Below are 23,300 nucleotides of genomic sequence, written 5' to 3' on the forward strand. Positions count from 1 at the left end.
AGGTCGGGCGACAACGGCGCCGATCCGTCCGCCGGGTCAGGCGCGGCGGCGGCCGACCCGGCGGGACCGGCCCCGGCGGGCGACCAGCGCGGCCACCACACCGCCGACGGCCAGGGCGAGGACGCCGGCGACCGGCGCGATGACCTGCCAGTCACCGTCGGCCATCCGCGCCAGCGCGTTACCGGCCGGCCCTCGCCAGGGCGCCGGCGTGACCGTGGTCGACGGGGCCGGGGAGCCGCTCGGGGCCGCCTCCGCCTCGGCCAGCTCGCCGGGCTTGACCAGCCGGCCGACCGACGCGTCCCGGGGCTGGGCGAATCCCCAGTCGAGCAGCTGGGCCCCCTGCTGCCAGCCGCGTACCGGGCGGGCCTCGGCGCCGAGCAGGGTGACCACGAGCCGCCGGCCGCCGCGCTCGGCGGCGCCCACGTAGCTGTGCCGGGCCAGCTCGGTGAAGCCGGTCTTGCCGCCGAGGGCGCCCGGGTAGCGGTAGATGAGCTGGTTCTCGTTCTGGATCTGGAAGCCGCCCTTCTTCAGGGCCGGCTGGGCCGGGATCTGGGTGCGCTCGGTGAGCGCGTACCGGCGGAACAGCGGGTTGGCGAAGCAGGCCCGCGCGATGAGCGCCAGGTCGTACGCGCTGGTGAACTGTCCCTTGCCGTCCAGCCCCGACGGGGTGACGGCGTGCGTCTGCCGGGCGCCGAGCCGGTGCGCCTCCTCGTTCATCGCGCGCACCCCGCCCGGCACGCCGTCCGCGCCGCCGCCGAGCCGGGCCAGCACGTTGGCGGCCTCGTTGCCGGAGTTGAGCAGCAGCCCGAGCCACACCGTCTCGACGGGGTACTTCCCGCCGACGAGCAGGCCGACGGCGGAACTGCCCGGCTCGATCTTCAGGTCGTCCCGGGTCACGGTGACCACCTGTTTCGGGTCGAGCTTCGGCAGCATGGTGGCCGCGAGCAGCAGCTTCTGGGTGCTGGCCGGGGTGCCGTACTCGTGCGGCCCGCAGGCGCCCAGCACCGCGCCGGTGTCCAGGTCGGCGACCAGCCAGGAGGTGGCGGTGACCGCCGGCGGCGCGGGTGCCCCGTCGGGCACGACCAACCCGGGTGTGTCCAGCCGCTCACCACCCACCACCCGGTCCGCCGGCACGTTCGGCGGCGGCACCGGTCGGGGCGGGCGGGACGCCTTCGGGGCCGGCGCCTTCGGGCAGGGCACGGGTGCCGGGGCTGCGCCCTGCCTCGTCGGTGCGGCGTACGCGACCGGCGCGGCGGGGACGGCCGTCCCGGTGCCCAGGAGGGCGGCGGCGGTGCAGGCGGCCAGGGCCCGAGCTCTCATGACCAGGGAGACTAACCCGCAAGATCGCGTCGCGGTGACACCCGGCCGGGTCCGCCACGCCGCGTCCAGCCGCCGGTCGCGCGGGGTAACCGGCGAGCCCGCCCCGGGCGCGGGACAGCTCACCGCCCGCCACCTGCGCGCCTACGTGAACCGCTGACCGCGCCGGCTCAGGGCAGCCGGCGCAGCCACCACCGCTGCCACGGGGTCTCGACCGCGCGCGGGTGGTGGTGTGCGCGTACCCACGCCACCGCCTGCTCGGGGGCGAGCCCGTCGAGGACGGCGAGCGCGGCCAGGGCGGTGCCGGTCCGCCCGACCCCGCCCCGGCAGGCGACCTCCACCCGCTCCCCCGCGTACGCCCGGCGCCATGCCTCCCGCAGCGCCTCCCGCGCGTCGGCGGAGTCGAGCGGCACCCAGAAGTCGGGCCAGCGGACCCACCGGTGCGGCCAGGGCGGGGTCGGGCCGGCGGCCAGCAGCACGGCGAAATCGGCCGGCGAGGCCGGCGCGCCGATCCGGCGGCCGCGTACGGTGGCGCCGCCGGGCAGCACGACCAGCCCGGCGCGATCGGTCCAGTGCTCGCCCGCGTCCATCCGGTCATTGTGCCGGTTGCCGCCCGGCACCGGCGGCCGCCGGCCCCGCGCACGAGGGTGCCCGCCGGACGTGGTCCGGCGGGCACCCGTCGCGGTCCGGGCCCTGCCCGGCGCGCCTCCGTCAGCGCGAGCCCATCCCGAAGCGGCCGCGACGACGCCAGGCCAGGGAGAGCAGCAGCAGGACGACACCCGCGCCGGCGAGGCCGCCGCCGAGCTTCATCGGAGTGCTGACGCTGGAACCGGTCACCGGCAGGTTGCCGCCACCGTGCGGCGGCCGGGTCGGCCGCGGCGGGAGGACGGTCCCGGTGGCTTCGCCGGTGACGGTGCGCCCGTCGGCGGCCTCACCCGTGGCGGTGAAGGTGTACCGCCCCGGCCGGTTCGGCCGGTACTCCACGGTGTACGTCCCGGCGCTGTTGGTCGTCACCGTGAAGTCCGTCGGCGCCGGCTGGGGCTGCGCGTACGCCACCGGGGCCATTGCCACCGTGCTGCCGTCGCTGCGGCGTACCGTGCCCTGGGCGGGTGCGGCGACCGGCAACGGCCCGATCTCGACGTGGATCCTGACCGTCGTGCGGGGCGCCATGCCGCGGCCGTGGAGCACGAAGACCCCGCCGAGGTGGATGGTGGGGTTCTCGAGCTCAAGGACGACGACGGGCGGGTAGACCGGTGGCTGCGGCTGCGCCGCCCCGGCCGCGGTCGGCGCGGCCGCCACGGCCAGGCCGACCGTGAGCGCCATGATGATGCGGGATAGCCGCATGTGGATTCCCTCCTACTACTGGTCACAGCTTGGTGCGGTTACAACTTGGGTGGTCCATGGGGTGACGGTGGGCGTGAGTACCAGCTCGGCCCTGCCGGCGCCGGTCTGCCCGGTGAGCAGCGTGACGTCGAGGGTCCGGGTCCGGCCCGGCTTGACCTCGACGGTCGCCACGGTCACCTGGCGGCGGCCATCAGTCCCGGCGCCCATCGCGGTGCGTCGTCCGTCCAGCTGGCCGCCGAGCACCGCCCCTCCGGTCGGGCTGTACACCGACACCAGGGTGCGGGCGGTGTACGGGTCGCCGGCGAGGGCGGCGCCGGTGACCGACTTGTCCAGGCCCGACCGCGGCGCGGTGGAGTGCACCGTGACGCGCAGCCGGAGCTCTCGGCGCCCGTCGGGCTGGCAGTCGCCGACCGTCAGGTTTGCCGAGAACCGCAGGTAGTAGCCGAGCTTCGCGCCGCTGCCGTCGTTGAGGAAGACGCCGACCGTCGGCACGGTGTCCTTCTCGGGGAGCGTCCCGGTCAACGGGCTGTCGCCCAGGACGCGCTGCTCCTCGGGATGGACACTCCAGAACAATATCCGACGTTCAGTAATAGAACGGGCGAAAACGGTCAAAACTTCCCGCGGATTGACCGTCTTGGTGAAGAGCGAGTCGAACACGGCCGAAGCCGCCTGCGCGTAGTACGCGTCCTGGGCCTTGACGTCCAGGTCCCGGTAGGAGTCGCTCAGCAGCGTCCGGACCACCGTCTTCGCCGCCAGGGACGGGCGGCCGGGCACGGCCACCGGACCGATGACGCCGAGCAGGTACGACAGCACCACCGGATCCACCGCCAGCACCCCGTCCACCGTCGTCCCGGTGCGCCGACGGACCATCTCGCGGTAGAGCGCCGCCGCGGTCGGGAAGTCGGGACTGAGGTTGACGTCCGCCGGAAAGGTCCCCGGCAGGTCGTTCCAGAGCCGACGCATCTCCGCATCCACCCGCAACGGCGGGTCGAAGTACTCCATGCTGGCGGAGGCGCCCTGCCCGGTCATCCGGATCTTGCCGCCCTCGGCGCTGATCACCGCGTACGCGCCGAACATGCCGCCGGTGGCCCGCAACTCCGCCGGATTCTGTGACACCAGCAGGTAGCGACGGGGACCGTCGGCACCGAGCAGCGGCGGCAGCAACCGCGCGCCCTGGTCCGCAGCGGCGGTCAGGCCGGCGAGCCGGTCGAGTTCGCCACGCAGCCCGGTCAACGCGTCGCGCACCTGCCCGACGAGGTCGCCCGTCGGCACCGCCCGCAGCCGCTCGTTCGTCTCCCGGACCGCTCGATCCGCCGCGGACACCTCCGCGGAGACGGTGCGCAGCCGGGCCAGGTCGAGTCGCCCTTCCTTGGGCACCAGCGAGGCGAGGTCGATCCGGAGCAGGGTCGGGAAGGCGAGTCGCGCGAGGTCGTCCACCGCCACCGCGATCCGGCGCACGGCGGAGAGGTTGTCCCCGGCGTACGGCGTCTGCTGGCCGAGCCACCAGCCCGGGTCACCCGTGGCGCCCCGGGCGGCGGCCGCCTGCTCCTGGAGCGCGGCGAGGGTCCGCTGGGCCCGGCCGGCGTCGCCGCCCACCACCTGGGAGCTGAGCTCCTTGGCCAGCCCCGCCGCGTTGAGCAGGTGGGCGCGGGCCTGCCAACCCCGGAAGCCGACCCAGCCACCGGCCGTCAACAGCAGCGAGACGACCACCAGCCCGATGAGCAGGACGCGCCGGATCCGGGCCCGGTTCCGCCCGCGAGACCGTCGCCGGCGACGCGACACACCGCTCTCCGCCACACCACTCCTCCAGGCCGAACCGGACAGACTTGTCGATAGATCGCTTTCTACCACAAAGGGGAACTCGATCAGGGCGTAATTAAGCGCTTTGCTGCCGCGCGTCCTGTTTGGCGATAACGGCTCGCCCTAGCGGCGTACGCGCGCCGACGCGGAGACGTCGTGGAGCATCTGCTCGATCCGGTCGACGCCGGCCCGCAACGACATCTCCCGCAGGTAGGCGTCCCGCCCCCGGCGGCCCATGTCCACCCGGGCGGGCGGCGGGATCGTCGACGCCAGCCAGAACCGGTCCGCCAGCGCGGCCCAGTCCTCCGGCGGGCAGGACAACCCGGCCCGGGCCCGCTCCACGAGCGCCACCGTGTCGCCGCCGGCGGAGGCCACCACCGGCGACGCGCAGGAGAGTGCGGCCTGGAGCTTGCCCGGCACCATCCCGTGCAGCTCGGGCAGGTCGCGCAGCACGACGAGCTGGTAGTCGGCCGCCGCGTACAGCGCCGGCATGTCCAAGGGCGAGCGTCGTTCCACGAAGCGCACGTTGTCCGCCCGCAGCTCGGCGGCGAGCCCCCGCACCCGCCGCTCCTCCGCTCCGGAGCCGACCAGGACCAGATCCATCCGGTCGCCCAGCGCGGCCGCCGCGCGCACCGCGGTTTCCAGGCCCTGCCGTACGCCGATCGTCCCCGCGTGCATCACCACGCACCGGCCGTCGCGGCGGATCAGCTGCCGGGCGGCCGCGCTGGGCTCGGTCGGCCGGAAGACCCGTTCGTCGGTCCAGTTGAGCACCACCCCCACCCGGTCCGGGTCGGCACCGCCGGAGACGACCAGGTCCCGCATGGACGGTGCGGTGACGGCGATGCCGCCGGCCTCCTGGTAGATCCGGCGCAGGGTGGCCCCGAGCCGCCCGGACCACCGGCGGCCCTCGTCCGGCTGGGACGGTTCGTCCTCCGGCCAGACGTCCTGCACGTGCAGCACGGTCGGTACCCGACCGAGCAGCCGCACCAGGGCGGCGGCGGCGAAGGTGACCGCCGGCAGCTGGAAGACGTACAGGGCGTCGACGTCACCGAGGTAGCGGCGGCCGGTCAGCGCCACGCTGCCGGCGAACGAGAGCCAGCTGGCCATCCGCGCCCTGGCCGATCCGTCGCCGCCGGTGTACCGGGGCACCCGGCGGACGGTCAGCCGCTCGCTGTGCGTCTGGTGCCGCCACCGCTGCCGCCAGCCGGGATAGACGTGGCCACCCGGGTAGTCCGGGAAACCGGTGAGCACCCGCACCTCGTGACCCCGGGCGGCCAGCTCCTCGGCGAGGCTGCCCGGGATGAACGCCGGCTCCGGCGGGAAGTGGTACGACAGGATGCCGATCTTCATGGCCGTGCTCCCCGTGCGTTATCGCCCCACCCGACCCGGCGCACCCCATACCATGCACGCATCCCCTCTGCGTCCGGCCGCGACCGCCCGAACCCTGCCGTCGCGGCGATCCGCCGCGCGACCGTGCCGACGAGAGGGGTGCCGATGGTCGACCGGGTGCTGTTCGTGTGCCACGCCAACATGTGCCGGTCCCCGATGGCCGAGTTCCTCGCCCGGCGGCTGCTCCGCGATGTCCCGGTCACCGTGGCCAGCGCGGGCATCGACGCGGTCGACGGGGCGCCCATGCACCCGTACGCCGTCGCGGTCGCGGCCGGGACCGGCGCGGATCCGGCGACGTTCCGTGCCCGGCGGTTGCGCCCGGAGCATCTGACCGGGGCCACCCTGGTGCTGGCCGCCACCCGCCGCCAGCGTTCCGTCTGCACGGCGCTGGCCCCGGCCGCGCTGCACCGGACCTTCACGCTGCGCCAGTTCGCCCGGCTGGCCGCCGCGGCCGAGGTCCCTGCCACGCGCAGCGGATCCACGCTCCGCGCGGCGGTGGCGGCGGCCGCCCGCGCCCGGGGGCGGCTGCAGCCCGCCACCCCCGACGCGGACGACCTGCGCGACCCGATCGGCGGCTCGCCCGTCGACTTCCGGCGCTGCGCTGAGGAGATCGAGCGGTCGATCCGACCCGTGTTGGCACTCATCCGGACAGCCGGGTGAGTTCCTGGGTACGGTCCGCCGGCGGCGCCCCGTGCTCGCCGCGCCGGGTGACACCCGCCCGGTCGGTGGGCACGGACGGCCCGGCCGGCGGTACGACGACCTTGTACGCCTCGTACTGGTAGGCGTCCGCCCGGGCCACCTTGGCCATGTTCAGCACACAGCCGAGCAGGCGGACCGACACCGAGTGCAGCGCCCGGGCCGCGGCGGCCACCTGGCTGCGCGAGGTCCGCCCCTGTTGGGTGACCAGCAACGCACCGTCCGATTGCACGGCCACCACCACGCCGTCGGTGACGGCGAGCAGCGGCGCCGTGTCGATGACCACGATGTCGGCCGACTCCCGCAGCGCGACCAGCAGGTCCGCCATCGCCTTCGAGCCGAGCAGCTCGCTCGGGTTGGGCGGGGTGGCACCGCTGGGGAGCACGAGCAGCGACTTGTCGCCCCACCGCTGCACCACGTCGCCCACCTGGACGTCGCCCACCAGCACGTCGGTGAGGCCCACCCCGCCGTCGACCCCGAGGTAGTCGGCGACCTTGGGCCGGCGCAGGTCGGCGTCGATGAGCAGTACGCGCCAGCCCGCCTCGGCCAACGCGATGGCGGTGTTGCACGCCATGGTGGTCTTCCCCTCGCCCTGCAGGGCGCTGGTGACCGCGATGACCCGGGCCGGCTCGTGCACGTCCACGAAGCGCAGGTTGGTGCGGAGCTTGCGGACCGCCTCGGCGCGGGGAGAGTTGGCCGCCTCGCCCACGATCAGCGGGGCCGCCTTGGCGCCGGACTCGAACGGGATCTCGCCGAGCAGTGGGCTGCCGGTCACCCGCTGGAGCGCGGCCGCGTCCCGCATCCGCACGTCGGCCACGCCCCGCAGCACGGCCAGCCCCGCGCCGAGCAGCAGGCCCAGCAGCCCGCCGATGACCAGGTTGCGCACCGGCTGCGGCGCGATCGGAGTGGAGGTCACCCGGGGGCCGCTCACCACCTCCAGCTTGACCGGCGGCGACTTGCCGTCCGGCGGCGTCTCCACCTTCTGCACCAGGTCGACGAACCTGGCGGAGAGCGCCTCGGTGGTCTTCAGCGCCCGGGTCTGGTCGGTGTCGGTGAAGGTGGCCTTCAGCAACACCGTGCCGGCCTCGGTGGAGGTGCTGATCCGGCGCTGCACCTGGTCGGCGGTGAGCCCGAGCGGGCTCTCCGCCACCACGCTCTGCGCCAGTCGGTCACTGGTCAGCAGGTCGGCGTAGGACTTCACCCGTTGCTGGAGGAAGAGGCCGCCCTGATAGGCGTCGGTGACCCCCTGGCTGGGTGTGGTGACGAAGAAGGTCACCGAGCCCTGATAGCTGGGCGGCGTCCGGACCGTGATCACGGCGGCCGCCGCCAGGGCGACCATCACGGTGATCAGGACGATCCACCAGTGGCGTCGGACCAGGCGCAGGTAGCTGAGAACGTCCATCACCCTCCCCCTCGCGACACGCCGATCAGCCGATGAAACTGCACGAAAGCCCCCTAAAACGCCCAGTAGCCGTGCCAGGATCGAAAGCGCCTATACATCACAGTAAGCGACTGGACGAATGTAAACGATTAGAAGCGCACATACGGTCTAAATCCTTCCATTCCCGGTTCGGACGCAGAGGACAACGATGGATCGCGAAGCAACCGCCGCCGAAGACGCCGCCCGGCCCCGCGACAGGGTGACCCGCCGTGCGGCCACCCTGTCTCTGTTAACGCTGGACACCGCCGCGTGGTGCGGCGGATTTCTCGGCGCGGCCTGGACCCGTTACGAGTTCGAGCTGACCGCCGTCGGCGGCGTACGGGTGCTGACCGTCGCGCTCGGCTGCGCCGCGCTGTACGTGGTGCTCACCCTGCTGCGCTTCCGGATGTACGGGCGGCACCCGATCGGCAGCGCCGGCGACGCCCGCGGGCTGGCCGGCCGGGCCGGGATCGCCGTCCTGGCCACGCTGGCCTGCCTGCTGCTGCCGCCGTGGACGGAGCGGCCGGCCCCGGCCACCACCCCGCTGCTCGGCGGCGCGGTCGCCCTGGTGCTGATGGCCGCCGGTCGCGCCGCCTGGCGGGCCCGGCAGGAACGGCACCGCCAGCCGGTCCGCACCGCCGAGCGGTGCCTCGTCTACGGCGTGGACGCGGCCAGTGAGCGCCTGGTCCGGGTGCTCCTGAGCGACTCCCAGGGCCGGTACCGGCCGGTCGGCCTGCTCGACGACGACCCCGCCAACCGGGGGCTGCGCCTGGACGGGCTGCGGGTGCTGGGCGGCCGGGAGCAGATCGCCACGGCGGTGACGACGACCCGGGCCGGCACGGTGATCTTCTCGATGAGCGGCTCGGACGCGGCGCTGCTGCGGGACGTACGCGCCCGCACGCTCCAGGCCGGCGCCGCGTTCAAGGTCCTCCCCCCGGTCCGCGAACTGCTCGACCGCCCGGTCGCCGTCACCGACGTCCGGGACATGCAGCTCACCGACCTGCTCGGGCGGGCCCAGCGGGTGGCCGAGCTGACCGTGGAACGCAGCGGCCTGGCCGGGCGCCGGGTCCTGGTCACCGGCGCCGGCGGCTCCATCGGCTCCGAGCTGTGCCGGCAGATCGCCCGCTCCGAGCCGGGCGAGCTGATGATGCTCGACCGGGACGAGTCGGCCCTGCACGCCCTGCAGATGTCCCTGCACGGGCGGGCGCTGCTGGACGGCCCGGAGCTGATCCTGGCCGACATCCGCGACGCGGAGGGCATCGCCCGGATCATCGCCGACCGGCAGCCGGACGTGGTCTTCCACGCGGCGGCCCTGAAGCACCTCACCATGCTCCAGCGGCACCCCGGGGAGGCGATCAAGACCAACGTCTGGGGCACCCTCAACGTCCTCGAGGCGTGCCGGGACGTCGCCGAGTTCGTCAACATCTCCACCGACAAGGCGGCCAACCCGACCAGCGTGCTCGGCTACTCGAAACGGATCACCGAGCGGCTCACCGCTCACTTCGCCGACCAGCTCGGCGGGGCATACCTGAGCGTCCGCTTCGGCAACGTGCTCAGCAGCCGGGGCTCGGTGCTGACCGCGTTCCAGGCGCAGATCAGGGCCGGGGTGCCGATCACCGTCACGCACCCGGACGTGACCCGCTACTTCATGACCGTGCAGGAGGCCGTGCACCTGGTGCTCCAGGCGGCCACCATCGGCCGCGGCGGGGAGGCGCTGGTGCTCGACATGGGCGAGCCGGTACGCATCGCCGACGTGGCCCGCCGGCTCGCCGCCGAGGCGGACCACCCGGTCGACATCGTCTACACCGGCCTGCGGCCGGGCGAGAAGCTGCACGAGCACCTGTTCGGCGCCGACGAGGCGGACAGCCGCCCGCTGCACCCGCTCATCTCGCACGTACGGGTGCCGGCGCTCGCCCCCGAGGAGGTGCGCGGGCTGGACCCGTACGCCGACCCGGACGAGTTGATCAAGCGGCTGGCGGCGCGCTGCGACCACGTCGGCGTGTCGCTGCCGGTGCTGCCCGGACAGCGCTGAGCCGCCGGCGGTGGGACGCTTTCCGGCCAACAGGTGAGAGAAGCGTCCCACCAGCCCGGATCGGCGGCGCGGCCCGGATAGGGTCGACACCGGTGTGCCGGGAAGTCTGGTCGGCGAGTTCCCTGCCGATCGACACACCGGAGTCGGACATCGCATGACCAATCGCACCCCGCACGCCCGCCTGCCCGAGCGCCTTCTCTCCCGCCGGTCCTGGCCGGAGGCGCGCTTCCTGGCCGACGTGCTGCGCACCGAGACGGTGGGTGGCGGTCTGCTGCTGCTCGGTGCGGTGATCGCGCTGATCTGGGCCAACTCGCCCTGGCGGTCCGCGTACGCGGAACTCGGCCGCTGGGTGCCCTGGCGCGGCGGCGCGGCGCTGCACCTGGATCTCACGGTCGCCGCGTGGGCCGCGGACGGCCTGCTGGCGATCTTCTTCTTCGTCGTGGGTCTGGAGCTCAAGCGCGAGTTCGTGGCCGGGGACCTGCGCGATCCACGGCGGGCGACCGTGCCGGTGATCGCCGCCATGGGGGGCATGCTGCTGCCCGCCCTCTGCTACGTCGGAGTGGTCCTCGCCACCGGCGGGGCGGGGCTGCGCGGCTGGGCCATCCCCACCGCCACCGACATCGCCTTCGCCCTCGCCGTGCTGGCGGTGGTCAGCTCGCACCTGCCGCAGGGGCTGCGCGCCTTCCTGCTCACCCTCGCGGTGGTCGACGACCTCTTCGCGATCATCATCATCGCCGTCTTCTACACCGCCGAATTCCACCCCGTGCCGCTGCTCGCGGCGCTGGCGCCGATCGCCGTCTTCGCGCTGCTGGTGCAGCGACGGCGGACCTGGTGGTGGGCGCTCATCCCGCTGGCCGTGCTCGCCTGGGCCCTGGTGCACTCCTCCGGGGTGCACGCCACGGTGGCCGGGGTGCTGCTCGGCTTCACCGTGCCCGTGCTGCCCTCCCGGGCCGGCGGGCCGGGGCTGGCCGAACGGCTGGAGCACAAATGGCGGCCGGTCTCGGCGGGCCTGGCGGTGCCGGTCTTCGCGTTCTTCGCGGCCGGCGTGTCACTGGTCGACGTCGACCTGGCCGCGGTGCTCACCGACCCGATCGTGCTCGGGGTGGCCGCCGGTCTGGTGCTCGGCAAGGCCATCGGCGTGTTCGGCTCGACGTTCCTGCTCGCCCGGTTCACCCGCGCCGAACTCGACGAGGAGATCACCTGGGCGGACCTGCTCGGGCTGGCGCTGCTGGCCGGCATCGGCTTCACCGTCTCGCTGCTCATCGGCGAGCTGGCCTTCGGCGCCGGCAGCCCGGAGGACGACCGGGTGAAGGTGGCCGTGCTACTCGGCTCGCTGGTCGCGGCCGTGCTGGCCTCGACCGTGCTGCTGCGCCGCAACCGGGCGTACCGGCGGATCTCGGAGCGGGAGAGTCGGGACGCCGACGGCGACGGCATCCCGGACGTCTACCAGGAGGGGGCCGCCTAGCGCCGGGAGCGCCGGAGGTCGCGCGGTCAGCGCCGCCGATCGGCCGTGCGCTCCTCCTCGGGCTCCTCCCGCTCCTCGGTCTCCTCCTCGACCGCCTCGGCGTACGGCTCCATGAGGTCGTCCGCCGGCACCGCCACCGCCTCGGCCAGGTCCTGCTCGTCGGGGCGCGCGCCGGGCGGCGGCTCGGGAGCGGTGGGGTCCCCGGCGAAGCCGTACTCGTTTGGCTCGTCGTGCCTGGCCATGCGCTGACCTCCAAGGTCGTCGAAGGTTCGCCTCTCGTCGCTCACGCTATGCGGTGGCGGCCCCCACCGCAGCGCGGCGCAGATCTTCATACCCAGGGCGGGGCTCGACGATCGCCGGCACCGCCGCCGCGACCGGTCGGTCGCGGCAGCGGTGCCGGTCGCCGGGCTCAGGTCAGCTTGTTGACCGCCTCCAGGATCAGCCACAGGCCGGAGATGGCGAACAGGACCGCGGCGCCGTACCGGATGATCTTCTCCGGCAGGTGCCGGCCGAGCAGCCGGCCGACCAGGATCGCCAGGGCGTCGGCGGCCACCATGCCGAGCGTGGAGCCGAGCCAGGTGCCGAACCAGCCGTACTTGGTGGCCAGGGTGATGGTGGCCAGCATGGTCTTGTCACCCAGCTCGGCCAGGAAGAACGCGACACCGACCGCGATCACCGCGGACTTGCTGCTCTTCTCGGCCTTCTGCTTCTCCTCTTCGGTGAGCTTGTCGCCGCGCAGCGTCCACGCGCCGAAACCGAGGAACGCCACCCCGGCGATGAGCGAGATCCAGGTGGTGGGCAGCGCCGCGTGCAGGCCGTATCCGATCCCCACCGAGGCCAGATGCACGACCGCGGTGGCGATGGTGATGCCGATGAGCACCGGCACGGGCTTGAACCGCGTGGCGAACGTCAGGGCCATGAGTTGGGACTTGTCGCCCAGCTCGGCGACGAAGATGACGCCGAAGCTGATCACCAGGGCGACGAGGAAACCGTCCATGTGAACCTTCCCGATCAAGCCGGGAGGAGGTACGGGGGCGCCCTCGACCCGGCTGCGACAGCCTGAGTCGAAGGTCTCGCCCGCCCCGGGAACCGGGGCCGCGTGGCCGGATGCGGGACGCATCAGTATGTCGACCACGACATTGGGGGCTACTCCCCTTCGCGCCGCCCAGCCTAGCCCACCCCAGTGGGCAGGGTCGCCGCGGGTGCACGGCGTGACCCGCGGCGGCCCGGCACGCTCAGTCGGCTCGGGCGAGGGTGACGCCGAACAGCCCGTCCGGGTCGGTCCAGAACGCGTGCGAAGCGAAGCCGGCGTCGGTCAGCTCCGCCGCGATCCCCTCGGGGTGGAACTTCGCCGAGACCTCCGTGCGCAGTTCCTCACCGGCGGCGAACTCGACGTCCAGGTCCAGCACGTGCACCCGGGTCGGATGTTCGGCGCGCAGCCGCATCTCGATCCACTCGTGCTCCGGGTTCCAGACCGCCACGTGGGTGAACGCCTCCGGGTCGAAGTCCGCCCCCAACTCCCGGTTGATCACGCGGAGCACGTTGCGGTTGAAGTCCGCGGTCACCCCGGCCGCGTCGTCGTACGCGGGCACGATCACCTTCGGGTCCTTGACGAGGTCGGTGCCGATCAGCAGCCAGTCCCCCGCCTCCAGGGCGGCGCGCATGGCGGTGAAGAACTCCGCCCGCTCCACCGGCAGCAGGTTGCCGATGGTGCCGCCGAGGAACACCACCAGCCGCCGGCCGCCGGTGGGCAGCCGGTCGAGCTGCCGGGTGAAGTCGCCGACGATGCCGCGTACCCGCAGTCCGGGGTACTCGGCGGCGATCTCCTCGGTGGACTCCCGCAGCGCGCTGACCGACACGTCCAGCGGCACGAACGTGCCCAGGTCGCCGTGACGGGTGAACGCGTCCAGCAGCAGCCGGGTCTTCTCCGACGAGCCGGAGCCCAGCTCGATCAGGGTCTTCGCCCCGGTCAGCTCGGCGATCTCATCGGCGTGCTCGGTCAGCACCGCCCGCTCGGCCCGGGTCGGGTAGTACTCCGGCAGCCGGGTGATCTCGCCGAAGAGTTCGCTGCCCCGGGCGTCGTAGAACCATTTCGGTGGCAGCCACTTCGGCTGCGCGGTCAGCCCGACCCGTACGTCCTCCCGCAGGCTCCGGTCCAGGTCCTGCTCCGCCAGGTAGATCTCCAGTGGCTCCGCGCCCATGAGGTGTCCCTTCCGTTGCCCGAACGAACGTCCTGCCCTACCCGTGGAAACGTTGGCTAGGCGACCACCAGGTCCCGGGTGCGCACCCCGGTAGCGGTCGCCACCACCAGCTGCCCGTCCGGCAGCGCCTGCCAGTCCGGGTCGTCGTCGAGAGGTTCCGAGGCCAACAGCACCGACTCCGCGCCGCGGCGCACCGACAAGGCGTGCCCGGCCACGCTGGCCACCGCCGTCGTACCGTCGGTGAGCAGCAGGTTCACCCGCGACCCGGGCGCGGCCGCGGTGACCGCCGCGACGGTGTCAGCCACCGCCCGCGCCGGATCGTGCCCGGCCCGCAGCCGGTGCCGGACCAGCGCCCACAGCAGCGCGGAGTCGGTCGGCGCGTCCAACGTCAGCAGGTCGCGGACCGGCAGCTCGGCGGCGAGCGGCACCACCGTGTCCGGCCAGCCCCGGATCACCCCGTTGTGGCTGAACAGCCAGCGCCCCTCGGCGAACGGCGCGGCGGCCGCCTCCTGCACCGGCATACCGACCGTGGCGGACCGGACCGCGGCCAACACCGCACCGGCGACCGTGACCGCCGCCAGCTCGGGCAGCGTGATGTCGCTCCAGAGGGGCTGCGCCCGCCGGTAGCGGACCGGGTCGCCGGCGCCCGGGTACCACCCGACGCCGAAGCCGTCCGCGTTGATCGTGCCGCCGCCGCGCATGTCACGGGGCGCCCAGGACTGCCGCAGCAGCCCGTACGGGGGGTCGTACAGCAGGCTGCGCAGGCTGACCGGCGGACCGAGGTACGCCAGGTGGCGGCACATCAGCCGGGACCGCCGCTCACGCCGGCGCCCCACTGCTGAGCAGGATGTTTCGCTCGCTCACCCACACGCCTCCTCCGGGCGGGCGTCCCGGGCACAGCGGAACCCGCTGAAGATCTGCCGCCGGATCGGGTAGTCCCAGTTGCGGAAGGTGCCCCGGCAGGCCGCCCGGTCGGTGCCGAAGGAGCCGCCGCGCAGCACCCGGTACTCGTCGCCGAAGAAGACCTCGGAGTATTCGCGGTACGGAAACGCCACGAAGCCGGGATGCCCCCGGAAGGTGGACGAGGTCCACTCCCAGACGTCCCCGATGAGCTGGTGCACGCCGAGCGGCGAGGCGCCCGCCGGGTACGCGCCCACCGGCGCCGGCCAGAGGTGCCGCTGCCCCAGGTTCGCGTGCGCGGCGGTCGGGTCGTCGTCGCCCCACGGGTAGCGGCGGGACCGGCCGGTCGCCGGGTCCCAGCGGGCCGCCTTCTCCCACTCCGCCTCGGTGGGCAGCCGCTTGCCGGCCCAGGCCGCATACGCCTCCGCCTCGTACCAGCAGACGTGCACCACCGGCTCGTCGTCGCGCACCGGCGACCAGCGGCCGAACCGGCGGTACGCCCAGCCGTCGCCGTCCCGCCGCCAGTGCATCGGCGCGCTCAGCTCCGCCTCGACGCGGTGCCGCCAGCCCGCCGCGCTCCACCAGCGCGGCTCGGCGTACCCCCCGTCGGCGATGAAGGCGCGGTACTGACCGTTGGTGACCGGTGCGGCGTCGATGACGTACGCGGGCAGGTCCACCGGGTGGGCGGGGCGCTCGTTGTCCAGCGCCCACGGGTCGGTCGACGTGCCCATGGTGAACGGACCGGCCGGCACCAGCACCTCGCCGCCGACCCGGCCGCGCGGCTCGGGCGGCGGTGGCGCGTCCAGCACCTGCGCCCCGGCGCGCAGCTGGTGGGTGGCGAGCATGGTCTCGTCGTGCTGCTGCTCGTGCTGCACGATCATCCCGAACGCGAAGCCGTCCTCGATCAGCTTCCGATCGGTGAACCGGATCCCGTCGAGCAGGTCGTACACCTTGTCCCGGACGGTGCGCACATAGGCGCGGGCCTCGGCCGGGGGCAGCAGGGGCAGCGCGGGCCGGTCCTTGCGGGGCTGCTTGAACGCGTCGTACAGGTCGTCGATGTCGCAGCGCACCGGCTCGCGGCCGCCGACGTCCCGCACCAGCCAGAGCTCCTCCTGGTTGCCGACGTGGGCCAGGTCCCAGACCAGCGGGGACATCAGGGTGGAGTGCTGCCGCATCAGGTCGTCGTCGTCCACCGCGTCGGTCAGCAGCGCGGTGCGGGTCCGGGTGCGGTCCAGCTCCGCCGCGATCCGGCTGCGTAGCTGCTCGCTGTCCGTACCCGGCCGCTCGGTCGTGGTCACCGGTGTCCCCTCTCCGCGGCGGCGCGGCGCCGCACGATTCCTCGGCTCGTCTCCTCGTGGATCCCGGCCGGCAGATCCAGCCGGGGCAGGGCCGCCAGGGCCAGGTCGAACAGGGCCACCGCGGCGGCGGCCAGCGGGCGGTCGGCGAGCCCGTGCCGGGCCGCGGCCTGCCAGCGGTCGGCGACCGGGGCCGCCACGACCAGCGCGTCCCGGGTGGTCGTCGGCTCGGCGAACAGCGCGGCCAGCACCGCCAGCGGCACCGTCCACTCCCGCCGGGGCTGGGCGTCCAGGTAGCGGACCTCCAGGTAGCCGCGCGGGCGCACCGGCGGGAAGAGCGTGCTGATGTGGTACGCCAGGTCGTCGGTGGTCGGCGGGCGGGGCAACGCCCCGGCCAGCCAGTCGGCGAAGGTGACGTCAGTCGGCGGCGTCCAGTCTGGACCGTCGCCGCGTACGCACAGCAGCGGCGCGGCGAGCGCGTACTCGGTCCAGGCGGTGACCGGATCGCGGTCGGGCTGGGCGGGTGACCAGACCGGCCGGGTCCGCGCCGCGTCGATGGCCAGCCAGGCGGCCATCCGAGCCGACGCCCATCCGGTACGCCGGCCGGCGTACCGGTCGGCGGTGGCGAACGCGGCCAGCAGCGGCGGCCCGACGGCGTGGGCGGCGGCCCACCGTTCGGCCAGTTGCTCCGGCTCGCCCGCGTCCAGGCAGACCTGCAGGCCGGCGGTGCTGTACATCATGACCTGACCGGCCGGACCGTGCCGGTCGAAGACGCAGCGCATGGCCTGGTAGCGGGGGGTCTCCACGACGGAGCACGGGGCCCGCCAGGGATCCAGGCCGGCGCGGCCCAGGGCAAGGCCAGCGGCGTCCAGTGCGGCGGTCAGCTCGGCGACGTCGGCCTCGGTGGCCAGGATCAGCGCGGCGATCGACGGTCGCGGCGCGGAGGAGATTTCCACCTGCCCGCCCGGCTCCACGGTCACGGTGCCGCCGTGCCGAAGCCTCTCCGCGGGGCTGGTGGGGTCGAGGGGGACGGGGCAGTGCGGCCCCAGCGCCCGGCGCAGGCGCTCGCGGTCGACCGGGCGGGCCGGGTCCGCGGCGTCGTGCACCGTCCATTCCAGTTCGACGCCGGTGAGCGTGGGTGGCCCGGTCTTGAAGCAGATCCTGGCGATGTGCCGGGCGGCGGCGGCCACGTCCGGCAGGACGGTCGTCCGGTCCAGCTCCGGTGACATCACCAAGAGAAGACTCCTCTCCCCGTGCGGGGTGGGCGACCACGGTGTCGACGGACGCCCGCACCGTCACCGGCGGGGGCGTCCGCGGTCCCACCCATCTTCTGTCTAGCAGACGGATCCCGCCTGCCGAGGGAGATGAATTTTTGTCCGAGTTCCGGTCCCAGCCGGCGTCAACGGCGATCGTTCGCCGGCGCCCGCGCCCGGTTCAGCGGTCCGCGTTTGCCGCGCCCGCCAGGCCGTTGCCCGATTTGCCGGTGTCTGCTCGGCCGGTGCTCGACTTGTCGGAAGCCGGAGCCTTGTCGGAAGCGGGAGCCTTCTCGGATGCCGGAGTCGGCGTCGTCGCGCGAGCGGCCCCGGGCGACGTGGTGGGAGCAGCAGGCGACGTGGCGGGGGCAGCAGGGGACGACTTCGGGGCCCGGTCCGGGACCAGCCGGAGGCAGTAGTCCTCCACCCGGTCCGCCCCGCCCGCCGCGGTGACCAGGTCGGCGAAGCCCGGCGCCTCCAGCGCCCTGGCCCGCTGCCTGGGCGACTTGGCCAGGTAGGCCCGGCAGTGGCCGGCGAGCTCTCCGGCGCCGGCCGGCTGGCCGGGCCCGCCGGTCGGGGTCGGGCCGGTGCCGGTGGTCGAGGCCGCGCCGGGCGTTCCGGTGGCGGTCGGGTCGTCGCCGGACCCCGTCGGCGACGCCGCGCTCTCCCCGCCGGTGCTACCCGGCGTGCTCCGGGCCGGCGGCACCGGCTCGTCGGGCCGGTCGAGGCTCACCGCGGCGAACGCGACCCCGGCGGTGGCGGTGGCGGCGAGCCCGGCCAGCCAGGCCGCCGCGCCGACGCGGAGCCGTCCCCGTCGACGCGCCACGCGGGCCGTAGCCGGTACGGGTGCCGCGCGGGCCGCCCGGAACGCGGCGAGCGCCTGCTCTTCTCCGGACAGCTCGCCCGGCTCGGCCGGCGCCGCCGCCGCGGCGAGCAGGTGGGCCAGCGGATCGGTCTCGGCCGCCGGGGGCTGACCGCCACCGGCCGCGTCGAGCAGACCTTCGGACTCCGCCCGGTGGGCGGGTCCGACGGACCGGCGAAACCTCATCCAGATTCCCCTCACGTCAGCCGTCCGCCGGCTCGGCCTTGGGTGCGTTCGGCGCCGGCCGCCCCCGACCGGTACGGGGGCGGGGCGGGGTGGCCTGCTCGGCCCGGCCCGACGACTGGCGCACGTCGGAGCGTTCCAGGAGCGCGGCGAGGCGGCGCAGCCCCCGGTGCGCGGCGGTACGGACCGCGCCCGCCCGCCGACCCAGCACCCGCCCGGCGGTCTCCGCGTCGAGCCCGATCACGGCGCGCAGCAGCACCGCCTCCGCCTCCCGCTGTGGCAGCGTGGCGATCAGCGCGAGCGCACTCTCGGTACCGATGGTCTCGCCGGCCCGCTCGGCGGTGTCGGCGTCCCCGGCCAGCTCGCTGAGCGCCTGCACCGGCACCGGCAGGGACGGCCGCCGACGCTGCCGGCGCAGGTGGTCCATGGCCCGGTTGCGGGCGATGGTGACCGTCCACGCGCGAAACTCCCCGCCGGCGAAGCCGGGCAGGTCACGCGAGATCTGCAGCCAGGCCTCGGAGGCGACGTCCTCGGCGTCCGCGCCGACCAGGGCGGTGAGGTAGCGCAGCAGGCCGGGTTGCAGGCTGCGGTAGAGGAAGCGGAAGGCCTCCTCGTCGCCCGCCTGGGCCGCGGCAACCGCCTCGCTCAGCTCACCGGTCATGGATTCGCCGTTTCCGTTCTCCGGGCCGGCGCGTGCCGGTGCCGGCGTACCCGGCGCCCGTCCCGGTCCGGTGACCGGAGCTGCACCCGAACCATCAACCCCCCGCTGACCTGTATCGGCGCCCGCGCGGAAGCGTGCGGGCGCGCGCATGGACACACGTGCCGCGAAGTACGGCCGTCGGCGGACATACCGTACCGGCGGCGTGGGCCAGCCCAGAGCCGGGCTAACGCTAGGAGCCGATGCCCGGGTGGACAAGCCGCCATCCGGGGGCGAAAGAGTGAGAATTCTCAACCGCCGGTCGCGGCGGGTCGAGGTAACGAAAAGCACGCCTGGGACGCTGCACGTGGTCGCTGGGCCGGAGCCGGGCCGGTCAACGCGGACAAACCAATCGTCGAGCGGCTTTTCCTGACCGATCGTACCCGAGCCGTCACGATCGACCGATCGGCGCAAGCGCCCGCTGGCTGTTCGGCGGAGGGCGGTCGGACCGGCCGCCGGCCGTGACGGGAGAGATCGCGGGAAATACTTCGGGGCGGCACTGGGTACGGTATGGGGGTGTTGTCTTCGGGGGTCGTACTCAGCGGCCGGTACCGCCTGGATGACCGTGTCGCCACCGGCGGCATGGGTGACGTCTGGCGCGCCATCGACCTGGTGCTGGGTCGTCAGGTCGCGGTGAAGGTCCTGCTTCCCGCGCTGGTCTCCGACCCCGATTTCATCGCCCGCTTCCGCGCCGAGGCGCGGATCATGGCGTCCCTGCGCCACCCCGGCGTCGTCCAGGTCTTCGACTGCGGCGAGGACGAGCTGCCCGACGGCGGCCAGGCCGACTACCTGGTCATGGAGTTCGTCGAGGGCGAGCCGCTCTCCCGGCGGATCCAGGAGGCCGGCCATCTCGAGGTCGCCGAGACGATGTCCATCGTGGCGCAGGTGGCGCAGGCCCTGCAGGCGGCGCACGCCCGAGGCATCGTCCACCGGGACGTGAAGCCGAGCAACCTGCTGGTGCAGCAGGACGGCACCGTGGTGCTGGTCGACTTCGGGGTAGCCCGGTCGACCAACGTCACCAGCATCACCAGCACCAACGCGGTGCCCGGCACCGCGCTCTACATGGCGCCCGAGCAGGCGGCCGGCCGACCGGTCTCCGGCGCCACCGACATCTACGCGCTGGGGGCGGTGGCCTACTGCTGCCTCACCGGCAGCCCGCCGTTCACCGGCGACAACCCGCTCCAGGTGGCCGTCCGGCACCTGGACGACGAGCCGCCGGAGCTGCCGGCAGACATCCCGCAGCCGGTCCGGGACCTGGTCGCGCGCGCTCTCGCCAAGGACCCGGCAGACCGCTACCCGGACGGCGCGGCCATGGCCGCGGCCGCCCGGGCGGCCATGGCCGGGGCGCCGACCGCGATGGTGCCGGTGGCGCTGCGCGGGGCGGTCGGCCCCGCCACCCGGGACGACCCGACGCTCGCGGCACCGCTGGCCATGGTGGCCCCCGCCGGCCGGCGGGGCCGGCGCGGCACCCTGGTCGGCGCGCTGGCCGCGGTGCTGGTCGCACTGACCGCCCTGGGCGCGGCACTCGGTGCGGCGAGGGACCCGCGCGATCCGGCGACCACGATCGAGACCACGCCGACCGCCGTCACGCACAGCGACGACGCGGAATCGACAGCGGCGACCGACACGCCCGCGGACCAGGGCGGGCGGACCCGCCGTCCGTCCCGGCCGGACACCAGGCGCTCGGTGACGGCGACCCCCACCCCGACCCCGAGCGGGTCCGTCGAGGCGTCCCCGTCGGAGGTGCCGTCGACGCCCCCGACCCCGCCGTCGACGCCACCGAGCACCACCCCACCGACGGACAACTCGACGCCACCGACCGAGCCCACGACCACCACACCGCCCGAGGGCGGCCAGCCGCCCGCGGCGGGCAACTGACCCGCCGGACGGCGACGAACGCACGGCCGAGCCGGTCCCGCAGCAGATGCGGGACCGGCTCGTGCTGTCCGGCGGGGTCGGTCACTCCGCGCCCAGCGCCTCCACCACCGGCCGGGACAGCGCGCGCCGGGCCGGGAGGACGGAGGCGGCCAGTGCGGCCAGCACCGCCACGCCGAGGATCAGGGCGATCCGCGCCGGCGGCAGCACCAGGATGAAGGTGCCGCCCACCCGGGCCACCACGGACATCGCGCCGGCGGCGACCGCGATGCCGAGGGCGACGCCGAGCACCGCGCCGACCAGCGCGATGAGCACCGCCTCGACGGCCAGCGCGGCCCGCATGCCGCCCCGGGTCAGCCCCACCGCCCGCAGCACCGCGTTCTCCCGGGTGCGTTCCACCACCGACAGGCTCAGCGTGTTGGCCACCCCGACCAGGGCGATGACCACCGCCAGGCCAAGCAACGCGGTGACGAAGCCCAGCACCATGTCCACCGTGCCGGTGAGCATCTTCTTGTACGCCGCCTGGTCCATCAGGTTGACCGTCGGGTAGTCGGCCAGCACCTGCGTGATCGCCGCCTTCGCGGTCGCCGTGGCGACCCCTGGCGCCGGGTCCACCTCGGCGAGGTAGCCGCGCTGCGCCGGGAAGAGCCGGGTGAAGTCCGCGTCCAGCACGTCGACCACGTACCCGGCGGGGACCGGGCTGCCGGCCAGCGGCGCGTCGTCGGCGCGCACCACCGCGGCGATCCGGAACTGCCGGCCGGCGAGAGTGACGGTCTGCCCGACGGTCCAGCCGCGCGCCGCGGCCAGCTCCCGGTGCACCAGCACCGCACCGGGCCCGAGCCCGCCCGCGTCCCCGGCGTCGACGCCAGTCAGCGTCCGGCGCACCAACGCCGGGTGCGCCGCGCGCAGCTGCACCCCGTCGGCCACCCGGCTGCGCTGCTCGTGCACCACGCCCAGCTCGGGGCGGGCGGCCAGCGCGCCGGCCAGCGGGGCCGGCAGGTCGCCACCGATGCCAGTCACCACGAAGTCCACCCCGACCTCGGCGTCGACCCCCTCCTCGATGCCCCGCTTGGCGCTGGCCGCGCCGACCACGAAGGCGGTGACGAGACCGATCCCGATCACCAGCGCGGTGGCGGTGGCGGCGATCCGGCGCGGATTGCGTACGGCGTTGGCGACGGCCAACCCGGCGGTCGCGCCGAGCAGCGGGCGCACCGGCCGGCCGAGCAGGCGGACCAGCGCCGGCACCAGCACCGGCCCGAACAGCACGATCCCGAAGAAGGCCAGCACCCCGCCGAGCGCGACCAGCGCCACCTGGCCGGTCGCGCCGGCGCCGAGCAGGGCGGCCACACCGGCGGCGAGCGCCAGCGCACCGGCCGCGAGCCGGATCCGGCCCGCCCGCCGGGCCGGCTGCACCGCCGCGTCGGTCAGCGCCGCCACCGGGGCGATCCGGGTGCCCTGCCAGCTCGGCACGGCGGCGGCACCGACCGTCATCAGGGTGCCGAGGAGGAGACAGAGCAGCACCGTCGCGGGGCGCATGGTGAGCGGGCCGCCCGCCGGCGCACCCTGGGCGGACGTCAGGGCCCCCAGCCCGACGGCCAGACCCGCCCCGGCCAGCACCCCGGCGGCCGACGCGACCAACCCGGTCACCGCCGCCTCCAGCAGGGTGGCCCGGAACACCTGGCCACGGGTGGCCCCGACCAGCCGGAGCAGCGCGGTACGCCGGGTGCGCTGGGCCAGCACGATGGCGAAGGTGTTGGCGATGACGAAGCCGGAGACCACCACGGCCACCGCGGCGAAGGTGAGCAGGAAGGCGCTGAACTGCCGCAGGTTCCGGACGCCGTCCTCCACGGCCTCGTCGAGGATCCGCTGCCGGTCCTTGACCACCACGCCGGGCCCGACCGCCGCCCGGACCCGCTCGACGAGCGCGGCGCGGTCCACCCCGGGCCGGGCGGCGACGACGATCCGGTCGTACCCGCGTTGGCCGCTCACCGTGAGGGCGTCGGCGCCGGCCAGCCCGATGTAGGGCCCGCCGACGTCCCGCGAGGTGCCGTCCACGTCGACGGTGCCCACCAGGGTGTACGGCCGGGCCGCCCCGGTGGCGCCGCCGACGCGGACCGGGGAGCCGAGCCGGAAGCCCTGCTCGGCGACGGTGGGCGCGTCGAGGACCAGCTCGCCCGGGCGCTGCGGCAGCCGGCCGGCCACCACGTCGTACGACTGCACGGCCGGGTCGGTGGGGACAGCGGCGAGGACGGCGTAGCCGAGCACCGGCCGGCCGTCGGCGCCGACGACCCCGCCCGAGCCGAGCAGCTCACCCCCGGCGGCGGCCACCCCGTCGACGGCCCGGACCCGGTCCACCAGGGCGGGCGGCAGGGGCTTGTCGTCCGGGCCGTACACGCCGAGGTCGGTGTGCCGGTCGAAGGTGCCGGCGCGGGCGTACGCCCCGGCGCGGATGCCGTCGGTGAAGATCAGGGTGCCGGCGACGAAGGCGACGCCGAGGACGATCGCCAGCGAGGAGAGCAGCAGGCGCAGCCAGTCGGCGCGAACCTGGCGCAGGGTGAGGCGCAGCATCCC

Annotated in this window: 20 protein-coding genes; 5 read left to right on the forward strand and 15 right to left on the reverse strand. The window is 74.7% G+C overall.

The features are described from left to right. Positions 1–36: 36 nt before the first annotated feature. A complete protein-coding gene (locus ACY34I_RS01845; protein ID WP_462751801.1) occupies positions 37–1,320 on the reverse strand; it encodes a D-alanyl-D-alanine carboxypeptidase family protein in 1,284 nt (427 codons plus the stop codon). Between ACY34I_RS01845 and ACY34I_RS01850 the strand changes: the two genes are divergently transcribed. Then, positions 1,319–1,477 carry a hypothetical protein gene (locus tag ACY34I_RS01850; RefSeq protein WP_462751803.1) on the forward strand — a complete coding sequence of 53 codons (159 nt, stop codon included), beginning with the start codon at positions 1,319–1,321 and terminating at the stop codon, positions 1,475–1,477. The genes ACY34I_RS01845 and ACY34I_RS01850 overlap by 2 nt on opposite strands. Positions 1,478–1,487: 10 nt before the next feature. Here the strand turns inward: ACY34I_RS01850 and ACY34I_RS01855 are convergent, their stop codons facing one another. The 4 genes from ACY34I_RS01855 to ACY34I_RS01870 form a co-directional block, all read right to left on the reverse strand. Beyond that, the gene (locus ACY34I_RS01855) at positions 1,488–1,907 is read right to left on the reverse strand and encodes a protein-tyrosine phosphatase family protein (protein WP_148799918.1); all 420 of its coding nucleotides are present in this window, start codon (positions 1,905–1,907) and stop codon (positions 1,488–1,490) included. Positions 1,908–2,028: 121 nt separating this feature from the next. Further along, entirely contained in the window at positions 2,029–2,661 is a 633-nt protein-coding gene (locus ACY34I_RS01860) for a carboxypeptidase-like regulatory domain-containing protein (protein WP_462751805.1), read from the reverse strand. A gap of 15 nt (positions 2,662–2,676) precedes the next feature. Next, positions 2,677–4,458, reverse strand: a complete 1,782-nt coding sequence (locus ACY34I_RS01865; RefSeq protein ID WP_462751807.1) for a DUF4012 domain-containing protein — start codon at positions 4,456–4,458, stop codon at positions 2,677–2,679. 126 nt (positions 4,459–4,584) lie between these two features. Further along, positions 4,585–5,811, reverse strand: a complete 1,227-nt coding sequence (locus tag ACY34I_RS01870) for a glycosyltransferase family 4 protein (RefSeq protein ID WP_462751809.1) — start codon at positions 5,809–5,811, stop codon at positions 4,585–4,587. Positions 5,812–5,955: 144 nt separating this feature from the next. Here ACY34I_RS01870 and ACY34I_RS01875 point away from each other — a divergent pair, with 144 nt between their 5' ends. Further along, the gene (locus tag ACY34I_RS01875; protein WP_462751811.1) at positions 5,956–6,510 is read left to right on the forward strand and encodes an arsenate reductase/protein-tyrosine-phosphatase family protein; all 555 of its coding nucleotides are present in this window, start codon (positions 5,956–5,958) and stop codon (positions 6,508–6,510) included. Here ACY34I_RS01875 and ACY34I_RS01880 read toward each other — a convergent pair. Continuing rightward, positions 6,491–7,948: a tyrosine-protein kinase domain-containing protein gene (locus ACY34I_RS01880; protein WP_462751813.1), complete on the reverse strand. Its 1,458-nt coding sequence runs from the start codon at positions 7,946–7,948 to the stop codon at positions 6,491–6,493. The genes ACY34I_RS01875 and ACY34I_RS01880 overlap by 20 nt on opposite strands. Positions 7,949–8,135: 187 nt before the next feature. Between ACY34I_RS01880 and ACY34I_RS01885 the strand changes: the two genes are divergently transcribed. Both ACY34I_RS01885 and nhaA read left to right on the forward strand, forming a co-directional pair. After that, the gene (locus ACY34I_RS01885) at positions 8,136–9,998 is read left to right on the forward strand and encodes a polysaccharide biosynthesis protein (protein ID WP_462751815.1); all 1,863 of its coding nucleotides are present in this window, start codon (positions 8,136–8,138) and stop codon (positions 9,996–9,998) included. 154 nt (positions 9,999–10,152) lie between these two features. Beyond that, positions 10,153–11,463: a Na+/H+ antiporter NhaA gene (gene nhaA, locus ACY34I_RS01890; RefSeq protein ID WP_462751817.1), complete on the forward strand. Its 1,311-nt coding sequence runs from the start codon at positions 10,153–10,155 to the stop codon at positions 11,461–11,463. A 26-nt stretch (positions 11,464–11,489) separates the two neighbouring features. Here the strand turns inward: nhaA and ACY34I_RS01895 are convergent, their stop codons facing one another. From ACY34I_RS01895 to ACY34I_RS01930, 8 genes are all read right to left on the reverse strand, one after another. Beyond that, the gene (locus ACY34I_RS01895) at positions 11,490–11,705 is read right to left on the reverse strand and encodes a hypothetical protein (protein WP_148799935.1); all 216 of its coding nucleotides are present in this window, start codon (positions 11,703–11,705) and stop codon (positions 11,490–11,492) included. Between the two features lie 167 nt (positions 11,706–11,872). Beyond that, positions 11,873–12,460: a TMEM165/GDT1 family protein gene (locus tag ACY34I_RS01900; protein ID WP_462751819.1), complete on the reverse strand. Its 588-nt coding sequence runs from the start codon at positions 12,458–12,460 to the stop codon at positions 11,873–11,875. A 238-nt stretch (positions 12,461–12,698) separates the two neighbouring features. After that, positions 12,699–13,664 carry an L-histidine N(alpha)-methyltransferase gene (gene egtD / locus ACY34I_RS01905; protein ID WP_462751821.1) on the reverse strand — a complete coding sequence of 322 codons (966 nt, stop codon included), beginning with the start codon at positions 13,662–13,664 and terminating at the stop codon, positions 12,699–12,701. Positions 13,665–13,720: 56 nt separating this feature from the next. After that, on the reverse strand, positions 13,721–14,467 hold the full coding sequence (egtC, locus tag ACY34I_RS01910) for an ergothioneine biosynthesis protein EgtC (RefSeq protein WP_462751931.1): 747 nt from the start codon (positions 14,465–14,467) through the stop codon (positions 13,721–13,723). Positions 14,468–14,524: 57 nt separating this feature from the next. Continuing rightward, positions 14,525–15,862, reverse strand: a complete 1,338-nt coding sequence (egtB, locus tag ACY34I_RS01915) for an ergothioneine biosynthesis protein EgtB (RefSeq protein ID WP_462751823.1) — start codon at positions 15,860–15,862, stop codon at positions 14,525–14,527. After that, positions 15,859–17,094: an ergothioneine biosynthesis glutamate--cysteine ligase EgtA gene (egtA, locus tag ACY34I_RS01920; protein WP_462751825.1), complete on the reverse strand. Its 1,236-nt coding sequence runs from the start codon at positions 17,092–17,094 to the stop codon at positions 15,859–15,861. Before egtA ends, egtB begins: the two co-directional genes overlap by 4 nt. Before the next feature lie 199 nt (positions 17,095–17,293). Then, positions 17,294–18,160 carry a hypothetical protein gene (locus ACY34I_RS01925; protein ID WP_462751827.1) on the reverse strand — a complete coding sequence of 289 codons (867 nt, stop codon included), beginning with the start codon at positions 18,158–18,160 and terminating at the stop codon, positions 17,294–17,296. Between the two features lie 16 nt (positions 18,161–18,176). Continuing rightward, positions 18,177–18,818 carry an RNA polymerase sigma factor gene (locus tag ACY34I_RS01930; protein WP_462751829.1) on the reverse strand — a complete coding sequence of 214 codons (642 nt, stop codon included), beginning with the start codon at positions 18,816–18,818 and terminating at the stop codon, positions 18,177–18,179. Positions 18,819–19,364: 546 nt separating this feature from the next. On the opposite strand from ACY34I_RS01930, the gene ACY34I_RS01935 reads away from it, so the two are divergent. Further along, on the forward strand, positions 19,365–20,732 hold the full coding sequence (locus ACY34I_RS01935; RefSeq protein WP_462751831.1) for a serine/threonine-protein kinase: 1,368 nt from the start codon (positions 19,365–19,367) through the stop codon (positions 20,730–20,732). An 81-nt stretch (positions 20,733–20,813) separates the two neighbouring features. Here ACY34I_RS01935 and ACY34I_RS01940 read toward each other — a convergent pair whose 3' ends face one another. Continuing rightward, positions 20,814–23,297, reverse strand: a complete 2,484-nt coding sequence (locus tag ACY34I_RS01940) for an ABC transporter permease (protein ID WP_462751833.1) — start codon at positions 23,295–23,297, stop codon at positions 20,814–20,816. Positions 23,298–23,300 lie beyond the last annotated feature (3 nt).

It is taken from the genome of Micromonospora sp. RTBAU3-60 (assembly GCF_054963695.1).